The following is a 12,351-nucleotide window of genomic DNA, read 5'->3' on the forward strand; positions in this document are numbered from 1 at the left end:
ACACCGTAAATGAAATTGATGCCGACGAAGTTGGATTTTTGACCCACAACTATTTTGAATCAGAATACTTTCGGGGGCTTTGCCATAGGACCCCATGTAGCCGGATCCGGCAATCCGACGCTCGACCATGCTTCTTGTAACACGCGCGACTCGGACGACTGTGTGCGAGGCAAATCATCCAGGATATCAATCCATGGCATTTGACTTTCGATACCGTTATGTGCTGCCGGGGCAAGGCCGGTTGGCCGATCAAGGCTTGGAGTGAATACAACAATATATGCGGCCATCCGTGGTTGAACGAGTTTATAAGTCAAATTGGAACCACATGTCGCGCAGAACCCACGTTCAGCTATTGGCGATGATGCAAAATAACGGGGTTCTTCATTCAAAAACCTTAAGGACGATGCAGGGAAAGCCGTCCATGTGCTCATCGCAGAACCTGTGAACTTTTGGCAAATACTACAGTGGCAATAACCTGCACTGATTGCTGGCGCGTTGATTTCATACCGGACAGAACCGCAAAGACATCCGCCCGTTACACGTGTTCTAGCAAGCTCGTCTTCATCGAAATCGAAAAATCCACCGGTCGCCCCCGGTTTTGATTGCGTCATGTAAACGTGAATAGGAGCATCCGTTTCCTTCAGGCGTTTGTGCCCGCAATCCTCCAGGGGAAGATCAACCTTGTTGCGAATCTGATTCATAACTTCGCTGGATACGGCAATGCCTCCCGGCTCAGAAAGGGCCTCCAACCGCGCAGCAATGTTGACGCCGTCACCCATTAGATCGTCTTCCTTGACAATAACGTCGCCCAAAGAAACCCCGATCCGGAGCAAAAGTGGTTTAGTATCATGCGCTTGTTGGGCATCGAGTGTCGATGTCCTCTGAATGCCTATTGCGCAATTTACTGCTTCCAAAGTGCTCGAGAATTCTGCCAAAAAGCCATCTCCGAGAGATTTGAAAACCCTACCTCTGTTTGCCTCGACTTGCATGCCAATTACGTCGCGCTTCAAGTTCTCAAGCTTCTTTAAGGTTCCTGCCTCGTCCTGCGATACGAGACCGGAGAAGCCTACAACGTCGATTGCCATAATGGCCGCCAGCTTGCGTTCCATCTTCACCTCGACTTGGTAAGTGTGAGTTGAAGTCCTATCGATGATGATATCAGCTTCGGTGTTTCTAAGGAAACAACGCTTACAGCTTTCTTCAAATCAAGTTTTAGTACTCTGTGTCCCAGTTCACTGAACCCTTCGGTAAAGCAGTTTAACCTAGGCTCAGCCACAGGAGGTCATCATGCTTCGCCAGACTTCGAAAACCAGCCCAGCTCAGGCCGTACAGGCAACTAACGTGATCCATCCATTTGTACGGATATTGCGTCGTTGCAGCCAAATGCAACGTCAAGTTAACCGCTATCATTGAGTTTCAGTTGAATTTGCGTAGCAGTGAACTGAACGATATGTGTCGGTTAACCAGTGCTTAAAGTTTAGGTGCGGCGAGCCAGTATTTGCTGTTGCGCAGTCTTGCCGCGAAACTCCTAACTGTATCTTAAAACTCAAACGAACCGCACTGAAAGCTTTTCGCTCATAACTCCACCAAAACATGCGGACCATGTTTCACCGGCGAAAACTGGCCGCGCATCAGTAAGCGTGCCCGTTGTTACGAGCTCGCCTTCCTGAAGGGCTTCTTCTGCTGAAACTATCGATACAAGATGTGCCAAGACTTCGATTGGACCACCCAAGGCGTTTTCCCCTTTTCCAGTATCGATTTTTTCTTCATCCCGTCTTAATTCCAGCGGTACCGAAGCCAAACCATCTAAAACCTCATTCGTTGCGGGTATTTTTTCGCCTATCACAAGACATCCATGTAAACCCTGAGCTGCGATCGAGTCCGCGACAGAGAATTTCCAATTCGGATAGATTGATTGGACAATCTCAAACCCGGGGGCGACCCAATCCACGCAGCCAGCCAATTGTCTTTTGCTCATGCCCTTCTTGGGAGTTTTTCCTAGGCCAATAACGATTTCGGGTTCGATCCTTGGTTCTGCGTAATCGGAGAGTTTTACAGGCTGAACTGCCGAGAACAGACTTTCTGAGTGAACCACACCCCAGATCGGTTGATAAACGCCATACACAGGCCAGATGGCACGGTTAGTGAACCCAACTTTCCGTCCTACTGGGCGCCGATCCATGAGCGCGCGAACGCGATTGGCGATTGAATAAGCTTGTTCCAAGGAAAGAGGCTCTGTCTCAGATGAGAGTCCAGAAATTTGGCGTGGTTCGGTCAACGCTTTTGCAATGCGAATTGCTTTTGTTTTGAGGTCACCATTCATTCAATTACCATACCTCACCTGTACAAGAAATTTGTGTGTAAAATTTGGTCAAACTGTGGGAAAAAGCATAGTCAAAAGTTGCGTCTGTTGAACGATTTAGGCTTGGGTCTTGTCGAAGTTTCTTTAGCAGGCGTACATTGTCAGTACTTATCTGACTATTTTGAAAATAAAGCATATATTGTAACGACATGCCCGATCTCGAAAAAAATAAGAAAAACGTCATCGCTTTTTACGAGATGATGTTCAACGATTGTCGACCTGCCGAAGCGATATCGATTTTTGTTGGCGAAACATATACTCAACACAACCCGCATGTCGGGGACGGAAAACAAGCCTTTATTGATTACTTTGAACGCATGGCTGCCGAATATCCGGGGAAGCGCGTGGATATCAAGCGCGCCTTTGCCGACGGTGATCATGTAATTCTGCATTGCCATCAAATTTGGCCTGACGGCCTGGAATATGCAGGGATTGATATTTTCCGCCTGAATAAAGAAGGAAAAATAATCGAACATTGGGATGTTCTTCAGGAGGTTCCGTCGCAAAGCCAAAACGACAATGGCATGTTCTAAAAATGGGGTCTAATATTCTTTGAAAGCTATGGAACCTTTCGAATACCAGGCTTTCGACTGCCAAAATTTCTTCATGCTCAGTTTAACAGAAAGCCAATTTTGCTGACTTGTGGTTTTACGCATAGGTTGTTCGGCTTGAACCAGGGCTATGGATGCCGAACTATGACCAAATTCCCAATAATAGCTGAGCAGTTTCAATTACTTAGAGTTCATCCATTTTTTGACTAATGAATTTCGCAAAGGCCGCAACGCGGCGGGGCTGTGCGCGGCTGGGTGGAAACATCATTTGCAGCGGTTTTGGCGGTGGAAGGTACTCATCCAAAAAGGACACCAATTTTCCGGACCGCACATCGGAACCCACATCAAGTTCGGATTTTAACACGATACCATGACCGGCAATGGCCCAATCGCGAATGAGTGAGCCGTCATTAACAATTCGATTTCCTTTGACTGGAACTCGCTGGCTGGTTGAGCCTGAGCCAAACTCCCACACGTTGTCGAGCGTATTGCCGAACCGCATGATCAGGCAGTTGTGACGTACAAGGTCATCGGGTCGTTTTGGGGTTCCGTGTTTTATGACATAGCTTGGGGCCGCGCATACGAACCGCTGGTAATTTCCAAGACTGCGAATTCTTAGCGAACTGTCAGAGATGTTTCCGAACCGGATGGCCAAGTCAAACCCCTGTCCAACCAGATCGACATATCCGTCTGAGAGCAAAAGCTCGATTGAAACAGCAGGGTTAAATTCCGTGAACTCTGCAATCACCTCTGAGACAAGGTTGCGTCCAAGGTCGATTGGCGCGCTGACGCGGATTGGCCCAGACAAGGTTTCAGCGCCATACCGAATACGGGCGTCTAATTCCGAAACTTCGCCTAGAACATTCTTGGCACCATCGATCAAAAGTCGTCCTTCTTCTGTCAAGCTGATGGACCGGGTCGTTCGATTGAACAGCACTACGCCATAATGGGCTTCAAGCGCGGCTAAGCGCTCGGATACCGTTGTGGTCGATAATCCGGTCTCTCGCGCGGCGGCAACAAGACTGCCTTTTTCAGCGATGGTTAGGAACAAATTAAGATTATCTAGCAGCATTAGGCGAAAATTCCGGATTATATATTCCGAAGTTACCTATTTATCCTGATTTGTCGGCGACGTAAATCCGACGAGTCTTTCTTATTTTCAAGGAACCGCACAGATGGCCAAGCTGACAATCGTCGCCAATATAAAAGCTAATCCCAGCAAAATTGATCTTGTTAAGGCGGAACTAATCAAGCTCATAGAAGTCACGCGCACTGAAGAAGGCTGCGTCAATTACGACCTGCATCAGGATAATGAAAACCCCGCACACTTCCTGTTTTATGAAAACTGGCAAAGCCGTGAGCTTTGGCAAGCTCATATGAAGCCCCCCATTTGGCCGCTTACATGGCGGCAACCGACGGCGCCGTCACCGAATTCACGCTGAATGAAATGACGGTCATCGGTTGATGCCTGTTTGAAGCAAGGAACGAACCATGAAAGCCGTAGGATATCTGAAGGCCGGAAAGATAAATCAGCCAGACGCCTTGATAGATTTTGAGACGGACAAACCGACACCTAATGGGCACGATCTGCTCGTAAAGGTACAGGCAGTCTCAGTAAACCCAGTTGATACCAAAATACGGCAGTTGCGCCCACCTGAAGGTGGACAACCCGCTATTCTCGGCTGGGATGCATTCGGGACAGTTCAAGCAGTCGGCGAGGCAGTCACAAACTATAATCCGGGAGACCTTGTTTGGTATGCTGGGGCAATCGATCGGCCGGGGACCAACGCCGAATTTCATCTGGTTGATGAACGCATCGTCGGAGCCGCACCAAAGTCCGTCCCGGCTTCGGCTGCTGCTGCAATGCCACTTACGACCTTGACAGCTTATGAGATGCTGTTCGATCGGCTGCAGGTTGGTCAAAGTGTTCCAAATGGAACAAATACTTTGCTGGTCATTGGTGGTGCTGGTGGTGTGGGTTCGATCACCATTCAGCTTGCCAGAGCCCTAACTGATTTGACTGTCATAGCTACCGCGTCCAGACCTGAGACCCAGGACTGGGTTCGGGAGTTGGGCGCACATCATGTGGTCAATCATGCGGAACCGTTTGGGCCCCAGCTCGAAGCTTTCGGTACCGAGAGCGTGGATTTCGTATATTCGACCAATCAATCGCAACTTTACGCGGCCCAGGCCGGAGAGGTGATGACCCCCCAAGGTCGATTTGGTTTGATTGACGATCCAGCGAGTTTCGACATTATGCCGTTCAAATCCAAGTCGATCTCAATTCACTGGGAGTTCATGTACACTCGGTCATTGTTCGGGACGGGTGACATGAACCGTCAAAGTGATATCCTGAATCAGGTTGCCGGCCTGATAGATGCAGGAAAAGTCAGGTCAACAGCGACGGAAACACTTGGTAAAATCAATGCCGCCAATTTGATGGGTGCCCATGCAATTCTCGAAAGCGGCAAAGCAAGGGGCAAGCTTGTCCTTGAAGGGTTTTAAATGAGAATTGAACAGCTTGATCATGTGAATATCGTTACCACCAGATTACCGGAAATGGTGGCATGGTACGAAGAGGTGCTTGGTTTGGCCCCCGGGCCACGTCCCGATTTTCCAGTCCCTGGCGCATGGTTGTATGCGGATGGTCAGGCTGTCGTTCATCTTGTAGGCCACGATGGGCAACCAAATGTTGGCTCTGAGGTGAAATTGAAGCTGGAACATTTTGCGTTCAATGCAAAAGGAATGGAGTCCTTCGAACAAAAACTGGTAGATCGAAAGCACGCGTATGAGAAAACAAACGTTCCTGGAGTTGGAATAATCCAATTCCATTTGGCCGATCCTGACGGCAACCACATCCACATTGATTTCAGTGAATCGGATTAGCCGAAAGAGGTTGCAAGAGCGGGGTATCGCTACGCGCTGGTTGGCCAGAGCAGCGCGTTGTTCGATTGGGTTTCAAATCTGAACGATGACTGTCACTGGACTACTCAAACTTTAAGGTTAGCGACGAAAAGTGTGATCGCCACCGCCTTGACGTAGTTCAATTGGATCCGGAACCGGAACCAAATGCAACAGGGTGAGATCTGGTTCGAACAGAATCCAATAAGGTAAGGTGTCTCACCCACTTAGATTTCTCCACTCCTGAGAAAGCTTAGGTTTCACTTACAGATTGGCAAAACAAGCGGCGATTGCTTGGGCAATGACTGCCGCCATTGATTGATGATCGGTTGGAGTGTTCTTTTTGGCCAAAACTTCGGAGTTCCGATCGCCTGTAGACAGGCTGCGTTCCAATAAAGCCCGGCACGGGAAAGTGACCTCCCCTTCTTCAAGGCTTTTGCAACAGCATCAATGTCACTGGACTCTGGATAAATGTAGAGAGTTGTCGGGCTTCCCTCGACAAGCGCCAGAATTTCTTTCGAAGCAGATTGCGACCAAGTCGTGCAACCGTTGCTGCGACCGCCTGTGTAATTCACCAGCTTTCCATAGGGAACATACCCTTCGTCGTCGGCATGTGGGCTTTGCGGGTTTTTGAATCGGCATTGCCATTTCAAGAAAACAGCCTGATGGCCGCCGATAGCGCGCTCTCGGGCGTTGCGAGTTTCTCCTTCACCGTCAAACAACAGAAATGTGCGGTAAAAGGGTTTTCTCATCCCAGATTGATTATAATACCCTTTGAATGAAGTTCGTGTTTCCGCCGTCACATAAGATCCACCGGTAGTCAGCTTTGAACCCTCTGCGTTGCTGAAGTTTCTGGCGCATTGCCTTCCGTTCGAAAAGTTCGCCCGCTGCAGATTTCGACCATTTCCATAGCCCGAGGAAACAGCGCGAAACGATTTGGTCGATTCACAAATTACGTAGAAACGCCGCCCCGGCTTACCGCTGGCTGAAGTGCTGGGACGCGTTGCATCTTTGGCAAGGTAGCAAGGGTTTTTAACAAGACCCTGACGAACCTTCTTTTGATACAATGCGCGTGCTCGATCAAGGACGATCGGCGCGATCTGACCATCGCCAGTGCCAACATGTTTTTGCAGCCAATCGGGAATATCAACTGACCGGGCATCTGCTGGGGTAGTCAGCGAACCTGTAGAGGCGGTCAGGATCATCACGACAACGGCAAGACGGAGCGAATTCGGTAGCAACGTAAAAACTCCTCCTAGAACATCCTCATGTTCAGCCTAGCACAAAATGCTCAAGTTTAGGTGTCGACTCCATAAACGCTTGCCTTCTACTGTGGCCGCAAGTCCCACATGTTCATTGGGTCCTGTGGTTACCGTCCGAATCTGGGTCAAATGACCCCTAATTTGACTTTCTGGCTGGACATTCAGAATTCTGCTGCCAAGTAAATCCTATGAACTCGCGTCGTTCATTTCTGTTGATTTCCGCAGCATCTGTGGCCGCGCCGTTCATCGCGCGCGCCCGAAATGATTTCCTGAGCGATAGAATAAATAATCTGCCGCAATTGCAATCTCTACAGGTTCAGCGTGGAGATGAGATTGTTTTTGCTGAGGCACCCAGGGGGCCAGGATTAGATCGACTGGCGAATATAAAATCTTGTTCCAAGAGCATTGTTGCACTCTTGCTTGGAATAGCAATTGACAGGTCTGAGATTTCATCTGTCAATTCCACAATCCAAGAGGTTGCGCCGCAACTCTTGCCGGCAAATGCTACGCCCGGTTCGGAAAGCATAACCATGGAAGATTTGGTAACCCTGAGGGCGGGGCTTGAGAGGACATCCGGCGGAAATTATTGAGAATGGATAAGTTCTCCGAACTGGATTGCCGATGCGCTTACACGACCGATGGTCGCTGAACCCGGAAAGAGTATGCTTTATTCCACCGGCTCGACTCATGTCCTGGGTGCGGCCCTTTCAATCGCCTCGGACCAAAGCCTTTTGTCCCAAGTACGCGACAGATTGGGGGCACCACTTGGTATCGACATCCCAGCTTGGACGAGGGATCCGCAAGGATATTATCTGGGCGGGAATGAGATGGCTATTACTCCAAAATCGATGTTGAAAATTGCAGTTCTGCTTAGGGATCGGGGTGCCTTTGGTGGACGTCAGGTAGTTCCTGAAAGCTGGGTTGCAGCGTCGACCAAACCGTATGGCCGATCGGCTTTTCTGGATTGGAATACGGTTATGGATGGTTTCTAACGCCTTCTGGCTATGCCTTGGCGCGAGGGTATGGGGGCCAAATTATTGCGGCTCACACACGCCGTAACCTTGCCGTCGCTATTTCATCTGATCCTACGCGTCCTGCGCGATCAAATGGTTACTTTGGAGAACTCGTCAGATTGCTGGATGGGCCAATTCTGAATCTGAGTTAAAAGATAGTTGTCCCGCGGGATACCTTGTCTCAATTCATTTCAGACGATGAACCACTAGCTCAAAACCTTCATCGGCGGTTGGGGCAACGAAATGGCTGGCTATCTGATCAAATTGTTCCTCAGTCAGTTGAAACTGGTGTTCACCGGCCTCATTCCGCTCTCGCATTCTTGTTTTACACAGATCATTGGGCAGATCGAGATAGTGAAGCTCACTTGCCGCGTTTGCGGATTTAGCGACACTGTTCATCCAAGAGCGCGCAGCAAGTGTATTGGCTGGATAATCCAGAACGACTGATATCCCTGCCTTCAGCAATGAAACGACATGACGCCCCATGATGCCGCGCAATTGTCTTGAACACTGAACATAGTCCGAGATTGTAGACATTTCGTTTCTATATAATGCCGCCAACCACTCATCCTCGGAAATAACGACTGTACGTTTTGCCTCACCAAGTTGACGAGCGAGAGTCGATTTTCCCGCGGCTGGTTTGCCACAAACAAGCACTAACTTTGGAGTGTTTTCGGTCATGGAATTTTCTTTTGAGCGCGATGTCAAAAACGAAGTTTGCCCAGTGTAATTCAGAGGTCAACATCGCATAGCTTTGCCCCAATATTCAAAGCTTCTGCAAAATCACTGGATAGTTGAACTTATTGAGTGGTAAGCTGCTCAACTTTTGACGCGGCTTGGATCACTCGGTCATCATTCCTCCGGACACACTTCACAGGGCACTCGCCTTCGAGTTCGTTTTTGGGCGAAGCCATCCAAAATGCACGTTCCCACGGCGTCATGTCCTGTGGCAGCGCGTCAAGGATTTTTTTCATCAAAGGAAGCGGGGTTCCATCCTCGGCAAACTGGAACGAGGGATACACGTTTGAACCTGCGTAATTCAAAGAAAATATCCTCCCTGATCTTTTCCAGATATCGCCGATCCGGGTAATCTGCCAAGAACTTGCTTTCCAGCGCGCGTACACATCAGCGTCTTCCAACAGTGGAAATTTTCGGGCAAATTCGTCTTTTTGGATGTCATTGACGGAACTGCGATGTCCGTCAAACGTGGAAAAATACATCTGGTTACTCGTGACACTAGCTGATCCTTTGCAAACATAATGCCAAACGCTCGTTTCCTATAAAGTTAAGTAGGTCACAGTAGGACGAGAATTTTTGACGGACCCAGAATTCAATCAATAACATATTGAAAAATATATTATATTTGAACTTTTGAACTATCGAATTGAAGCCAGATGAATGTCCTGAGTTCTTGGAATTGTCGCAAGTCAAAGCAATAATCTGTGTAAGCAGGACGAATTGATCACGGAATTACGCCGAGGGCTTTCGGATGGGTTATGCGAAAACAGCGATATTGATGGCCGCAATGACCGCTTTGTTCATGGGTTTTGGATATCTTCTTGCGGGTACAGGCGGCATGCTGATTGCTTTGATGGTTGCCGCTGGAATGAACGTATTTACGTGGTGGAATTCGGACAAAATGGTTCTGAGTATGCACAATGCACGACCAGTTCTGACCGAAGATCGATTGGGTTTGTCCAAATTGGTTGAGACACTGGCTGGCAATGCTGACTTGCCAACACCGGAAATCTATCTGATCGAAACACCCCAACCAAACGCTTTTGCAACAGGGCGTAATCCCCGCAACGCCGCCGTCGCTGTAACTTCGGGGTTGTTGCAAACGCTATCGCGCGAAGAGTTAGCAGGGGTAATCGCGCATGAACTAGCTCACATTAAAAACCACGATACCGCGATCATGACAGTCACAGCGACATTTGCAGGTGCAATTACAATGCTGGCAAACTTTGCATTGTTTTTTGGTGGAAGAAGAGACAGCGCGATAGGGTTGGTTGGGACTATAGCCTTGATGATTTTGGTCCCCTTAGCGGCTGGGTTAGTGCAAATGGCCATTAGTCGGACAAGAGAGTACTCGGCGGACAGAGTCGGTGCTGAAATTTGCGGGCAACCTTTGGCTTTGGCGTCAGCTTTACAACGTATTCAGCGCGGCGCTGCTCGAATTGACAACGACACTGCGGAACGGAACCCGGCGACCGCACATATGTTCATCATCAACCCGTTGCATGCCTATAAACGTGACAAGCTGTTTTCAACGCACCCTTCGACGGCAAACAGGATAGCGGCATTACAGAAACTCGCAGAGCAATCGAACAGGCAGCGTCGGAGTCCGGCTGGTTCTGAAATAAAACGTGGCCCAGGAACCGGACCATGGGGGTAGTTAAAATACCGCTCCCAAACCCGTATCGTGAATTTGGACTGAGTAGAAAGAACACTGTTTCACTATTCAGAAACTAGGAGTGTTTGATGTACCAAGGAATGGTTGTTTTTCTTTGCTGTATGTTACCAATTTCGGCGGCGGCATTGGAACTAAAAGAGACTGGCCGTTATGAATTAAACCGTCCAGCAAGCTTGGATTACGATCCTACTTTCTGTGGGTTGTGGATTGCCAACGAAAGCACCGAAGCCGTACTGGTTACTCTTCAAGGCGACGAACTGCGCCGTGTCAGCGGCGACCTGCACCGGATCAAAGCGATTGCGGTGGAGGGAGACCACCTTCTGGTCGGCGACGGATTCGGTGGCCTTCAACGTTTGACGAAAGATGGGATGCCACTGGGTGCGCCTTTCGTGCTGGAGGGTGGATTTGCGGACACGGAAGGCATCGCAATCACATCCAGCGGAGAGATTGTGACCGTCGAAGACGATCCAGAAAGGCTTTCTTGGTTCGACATGGATGGAAATTTAAAGTTCCGATTAGATACAATGAACCTGTCCCCGCCTTTAAGTGAAGCGCAAGGCATCGCTATTGATCCCCGCACCGGCCACATGTTGATTGTCGACGATTGGGAAGGATCAAACAGCCTGTACGAATTCACATCCAACGGGCAACTTTTGGCCCAGGTAAGCTTGCTGGAGTTCGGTGCCGACCCGGAAGGCATTGCCATCCGGCCGGGGTCAAATCAGCTATTCGTTGCATTTGACGGTGGCGCAAAAATTGTGACTTTCGACTATTCACCCACTTTACCTGAGGGCGCTGCTCCACTGTCTCCGGGTGCAGACTGTATGATGTTTTAAGCAGCCAAGTTATAGCTTTTGCTGTTCAATCAAACGCCAATCCGGTTTTCAATACGCTCCCAGATCCAACTTATCAGAAACGCAAGGCCACCAACCAAGACGACTACCATTGCAGCCGCTTCAATTCGAAAGACCGCGAATTCTACCGTAGGAGCAGTAATTAGAAGGGTCGCAATCGTGAAGAACATCGCGGTCCACATTGTCCGCCCACCTATCCGGTGGACACCGACGATAGCGGATGCAATGCCAAGAAGCATGAGAACCCGATGCGGCAAACCCACGGACTCAAGACATATTGCGACCAACGATCCGATTGCCACCCCGATCCCGAACCTAAGCGCTGAGTCAGGAACTTTCTCTAGCGGGGCCAAAACACGGAATACGAAAAGAAAGGAAAGCCAATAGGATTTTTGATTTCCGATCATTTGCGCAAGTATCGACGTTAATCCCAGACCCAAGATCAAAAAAATCCAAATCGATACTGCCCCTTTCACGGACATGGGTTTGCGTCTTGCAGATCCAAGCAAACGAAGCCACGTGCTTACCAAGCCTCCGACCGCAGCTGCGATCACGAACATTGCCACCAATGAGGCTGTTCGCTGGTCAGGAGGTATCAGCAAGTAAAGTAACAAACCGTTCAATGCGGGAACTGTGGCAAGGCTGCCGCTGATGCGGGCATCAAAAGCGGCCCAGCTCACAAGGACAAAGCCGCACAAGAATGCAGTCCATTGCGCAGGAATTAGTGTGCAGATCAAAATGCATGAAGCCACGAGGACCAAAGTTCTTGCGGTTGCAACAGGTGTCGAAAATACAGACCCAAGAAGCCCCGCCGAAAACCCAGCAACCGCTGCCACTCCTCCGAAAGGTTCTATTTCGCGTCCAAGCAGGATCGCCAAGGATGCTGAGGCGCAAATTGTGCCAGTCATTTTCCAAGAGAGCAATCCACTGGACCCTGTCGACACGTCATACCTCCACGTACCGGTTGTATAAAGTTGTCCGTATCCGGCCCTTAA

16 protein-coding genes are annotated in these 12,351 nt (G+C 49.3%); 9 read left to right on the forward strand and 7 right to left on the reverse strand.

Translation table 11 applies throughout. The annotated features are described in order from the left end of the window. Positions 1-59: 59 nt before the first annotated feature. Complete coding sequence (locus AC2FNV_RS04180; protein ID WP_170474466.1) at positions 60-1,109, reverse strand: GFA family protein; 1,050 nt, start codon at positions 1,107-1,109, stop codon at positions 60-62. 178 nt (positions 1,110-1,287) lie between these two features. Here AC2FNV_RS04180 and AC2FNV_RS04185 point away from each other — a divergent pair, with 178 nt between their 5' ends. After that, positions 1,288-1,413 (forward strand): hypothetical protein, encoded by a 126-nt coding sequence (locus AC2FNV_RS04185; protein WP_302477847.1) that lies wholly within the window; start codon positions 1,288-1,290, stop codon positions 1,411-1,413. Between the two features lie 133 nt (positions 1,414-1,546). Here AC2FNV_RS04185 and AC2FNV_RS04190 read toward each other — a convergent pair whose 3' ends face one another. Then, complete coding sequence (locus AC2FNV_RS04190) at positions 1,547-2,323, reverse strand: 2-keto-4-pentenoate hydratase (protein WP_170607520.1); 777 nt, start codon at positions 2,321-2,323, stop codon at positions 1,547-1,549. Between the two features lie 188 nt (positions 2,324-2,511). Here AC2FNV_RS04190 and AC2FNV_RS04195 point away from each other — a divergent pair, with 188 nt between their 5' ends. After that, positions 2,512-2,895, forward strand: a complete 384-nt coding sequence (locus AC2FNV_RS04195; protein ID WP_170607522.1) for a nuclear transport factor 2 family protein — start codon at positions 2,512-2,514, stop codon at positions 2,893-2,895. Between the two features lie 202 nt (positions 2,896-3,097). Here the strand turns inward: AC2FNV_RS04195 and AC2FNV_RS04200 are convergent, their stop codons facing one another. Next, entirely contained in the window at positions 3,098-3,985 is an 888-nt protein-coding gene (locus tag AC2FNV_RS04200; protein ID WP_170607524.1) for a LysR family transcriptional regulator, read from the reverse strand. A gap of 103 nt (positions 3,986-4,088) precedes the next feature. Here AC2FNV_RS04200 and AC2FNV_RS04205 point away from each other — a divergent pair, with 103 nt between their 5' ends. The 3 genes from AC2FNV_RS04205 to AC2FNV_RS04215 are packed head-to-tail and all read left to right on the forward strand — an operon-like array spanning position 4,089 to position 5,799. Continuing rightward, entirely contained in the window at positions 4,089-4,355 is a 267-nt protein-coding gene (locus AC2FNV_RS04205) for a putative quinol monooxygenase (RefSeq protein ID WP_254442621.1), read from the forward strand. Between the two features lie 49 nt (positions 4,356-4,404). Continuing rightward, positions 4,405-5,418 carry a zinc-binding alcohol dehydrogenase family protein gene (locus AC2FNV_RS04210; protein WP_170607526.1) on the forward strand — a complete coding sequence of 338 codons (1,014 nt, stop codon included), beginning with the start codon at positions 4,405-4,407 and terminating at the stop codon, positions 5,416-5,418. Next, a complete protein-coding gene (locus AC2FNV_RS04215) occupies positions 5,419-5,799 on the forward strand; it encodes a VOC family protein (RefSeq protein ID WP_170607527.1) in 381 nt (126 codons plus the stop codon). 275 nt (positions 5,800-6,074) lie between these two features. On the opposite strand, the gene AC2FNV_RS04220 is transcribed toward AC2FNV_RS04215, so the two are convergent. Further along, positions 6,075-7,055 carry a murein L,D-transpeptidase catalytic domain family protein gene (locus tag AC2FNV_RS04220; RefSeq protein ID WP_254442620.1) on the reverse strand — a complete coding sequence of 327 codons (981 nt, stop codon included), beginning with the start codon at positions 7,053-7,055 and terminating at the stop codon, positions 6,075-6,077. Between the two features lie 209 nt (positions 7,056-7,264). On the opposite strand from AC2FNV_RS04220, the gene AC2FNV_RS04225 reads away from it, so the two are divergent. Together AC2FNV_RS04225 and AC2FNV_RS04230 are read left to right on the forward strand one after the other, a co-directional pair. After that, complete coding sequence (locus tag AC2FNV_RS04225) at positions 7,265-7,666, forward strand: serine hydrolase domain-containing protein (protein WP_367648196.1); 402 nt, start codon at positions 7,265-7,267, stop codon at positions 7,664-7,666. 72 nt (positions 7,667-7,738) lie between these two features. Next, positions 7,739-8,068: a serine hydrolase domain-containing protein gene (locus AC2FNV_RS04230; protein ID WP_367648195.1), complete on the forward strand. Its 330-nt coding sequence runs from the start codon at positions 7,739-7,741 to the stop codon at positions 8,066-8,068. A gap of 207 nt (positions 8,069-8,275) precedes the next feature. On the opposite strand, the gene AC2FNV_RS04235 is transcribed toward AC2FNV_RS04230, so the two are convergent. Continuing rightward, positions 8,276-8,770, reverse strand: coding sequence for a P-loop nucleotide/nucleoside kinase family protein (locus tag AC2FNV_RS04235; protein WP_170607529.1), 495 nt, complete (start codon positions 8,768-8,770; stop codon positions 8,276-8,278). A gap of 119 nt (positions 8,771-8,889) precedes the next feature. Next, a complete protein-coding gene (locus AC2FNV_RS04240) occupies positions 8,890-9,309 on the reverse strand; it encodes a hypothetical protein (RefSeq protein WP_170607531.1) in 420 nt (139 codons plus the stop codon). A 269-nt stretch (positions 9,310-9,578) separates the two neighbouring features. Between AC2FNV_RS04240 and htpX the strand changes: the two genes are divergently transcribed. Both htpX and AC2FNV_RS04250 read left to right on the forward strand, forming a co-directional pair. Then, on the forward strand, positions 9,579-10,484 hold the full coding sequence (htpX, locus tag AC2FNV_RS04245) for a zinc metalloprotease HtpX (protein ID WP_170607533.1): 906 nt from the start codon (positions 9,579-9,581) through the stop codon (positions 10,482-10,484). Between the two features lie 86 nt (positions 10,485-10,570). Continuing rightward, positions 10,571-11,338, forward strand: a complete 768-nt coding sequence (locus AC2FNV_RS04250) for an SdiA-regulated/phytase-like domain-containing protein (RefSeq protein WP_170607535.1) — start codon at positions 10,571-10,573, stop codon at positions 11,336-11,338. 29 nt (positions 11,339-11,367) lie between these two features. Here the strand turns inward: AC2FNV_RS04250 and AC2FNV_RS04255 are convergent, their stop codons facing one another. Beyond that, positions 11,368-12,300 (reverse strand): hypothetical protein, encoded by a 933-nt coding sequence (locus AC2FNV_RS04255; RefSeq protein ID WP_170607537.1) that lies wholly within the window; start codon positions 12,298-12,300, stop codon positions 11,368-11,370. Between the last annotated feature and the right edge of the window lie 51 nt (positions 12,301-12,351).

It is taken from the genome of Ruegeria sp. BHSA163 (genome assembly GCF_059613365.1).